This window comes from Kitasatospora sp. NPDC059088 (assembly GCF_042738155.1).
Lineage (GTDB): Bacteria > Actinomycetota > Actinomycetes > Streptomycetales > Streptomycetaceae > Kitasatospora.
Window position 1 is genome coordinate 1 of the sequence record NZ_JBHYGR010000301.1, and the last position, 1,578, is coordinate 1,578.

Below are 1,578 nucleotides of genomic sequence, written 5' to 3' on the forward strand. Positions count from 1 at the left end.
CAGCTCATGAGCGCGTTGTAATATTCCGGCTCTAATTCTTCAGCGACCGGGCAATAGATAATTTTCGGCGTCTCGACCTCGGACACGTCTTCCAATCGGTGAACCACAGTAAAGTCCTTACCTTCCTGCAAGCCATGCCACAATTCCTGCCGTTTCTTGCGGCGCTCGTGTACTTCGCCTTTCGTATCAAGCTTTACCACATGGTCTTTCCCAGCGAGATATACCTCAGCGACAACCGATTTACCTGTACCGGTTTGACCACAGATAAAAACGTGTTCGTCATCGCCAATTGTCATTCGCATGTTTTCCACTTCCTTTCGTGCTGTAAGCTTTCACAACACGCTTCACGCCTTTACCTCTTTTCATAGCAGCCATGATGGACGGTTTCGGGATTTTGTCGTAAGGGATTTTCTCCACAACTAAAAATTCCTCGCCCTGTTCGATAATGTCCAAGTGTTCAAACCAATAACGGCTGTATTCATGCATGGGGATGTTGTAATAGAAGTCACCTTGCTTCAGCGTCACCATACCGGACATAGTCGATCATCCCCTCTAAATGGTTGAGGAATTTTAAGACATCAATATCCTCCGAAAGGGATGAGTTGATGTAAGGAGCCGCCAAATTGCTTACTAGTGGGTTCCCCAGATCGTTCAGCAGGCTTTTGATTAGTTCTTTCAGGCGCGCTTTCATTTCCTCGTTGTTCTGTTGGTTGTTTTGGTAGTTCTCGTTTTGGCAAGACATTTTTCTGTACCTCTTTCTTTTTAGGTTGTTTGGATTTCCACATAATGAATTTAGGTATAAAGATCGTAAAGCACGCAATGAGTAACGCTATATGGTCTGCATACTCACTGGCGACACCCGCCACGCCTTCAGACTTCGCCATGATGTTTGCGAGTGGCGTACATATCTGTTCGGCTTCATCGGCGGTTAATGCAAAGTCTTCCATCCCAGGTCGTGCTGCCACGATCGCGCTTGTCGTCAGTAACAGCATTTTCAGCTGGGATGAATCAACATTGCCCGCCGTCTTTTTCTTGGCTGCGCTTTTCTTTTTCGTGCCAGTACCAGGAGGGCGACCGCGTTTCTTTTTCGGCTGTTCCTCCTGGTCACTTCCCGGCACATCTACCATAACCACCCGAGGAGCGTTTTCGCTTTGCTTGGTGCTGGCTGTTCCTCTTCCTCCGGTTCCTCCACTTTTGGCGGTTCCGGTACTGGAATTTCCTGTGCTTGTCCCTGCGGCTGTTCCTTTGTTCCCATCAGGTTTTGGATGTCCTGTAGCAGATTCTTTGCCCATTTTGGCGCGTCATCCTGTTCCTCTTTTTTCGGTGTTTCTTCAGCAGACGATTTTTATTATTTTTCTTCTAGTTCTTTTGGCATAGAAAATAAATCCTCCTTTTGTCCTATTTCTGTTCGATAAATTAAATAATATAGGAACATGTGTTCGATTTCAAGACAAAAAATAAAAATAAATGAATTAATTTCATATTTAATTATTTTTAGGCAAAATAAAAAGCCGGGAAAATGAATTTCCCGACTCTTTTAAAAGTCACACGACACATGCGGACGACTTGTATTTTTAA

The 1,578-nt window shown here is 44.7% G+C and carries 3 protein-coding genes; all 3 read right to left on the reverse strand.

Features of this window, described 5'->3' with window-relative positions; all coding sequences use genetic code 11:
* Window positions 1–302 (reverse strand): hypothetical protein (locus ACFWXO_RS45495; RefSeq protein ID WP_380533163.1); only part of this gene is annotated, 302 nt, incomplete at its 3' end.
* Complete coding sequence (locus ACFWXO_RS45500; protein ID WP_376642747.1) at window positions 280–528, reverse strand: hypothetical protein; 249 nt, start codon at window positions 526–528, stop codon at window positions 280–282. The genes ACFWXO_RS45500 and ACFWXO_RS45495, both read right to left, overlap by 23 nt.
* A gap of 50 nt (window positions 529–578) precedes the next feature.
* Complete coding sequence (locus tag ACFWXO_RS45505) at window positions 579–1,292, reverse strand: hypothetical protein (RefSeq protein ID WP_380533166.1); 714 nt, start codon at window positions 1,290–1,292, stop codon at window positions 579–581.
* Window positions 1,293–1,578: the final 286 nt, after the last annotated feature.

Bases quoted from the DNA above. Each gene is read 5' to 3' on its own strand.
- ACFWXO_RS45500 (WP_376642747.1), bottom strand. From the start codon at position 528: ATGGTGACGCTGAAGCAAGGTGACTTCTATTACAACATCCCCATGCAT.
- ACFWXO_RS45505 (WP_380533166.1), bottom strand. From the start codon at position 1,292: ATGGGCAAAGAATCTGCTACAGGACATCCAAAACCTGATGGGAACAAA.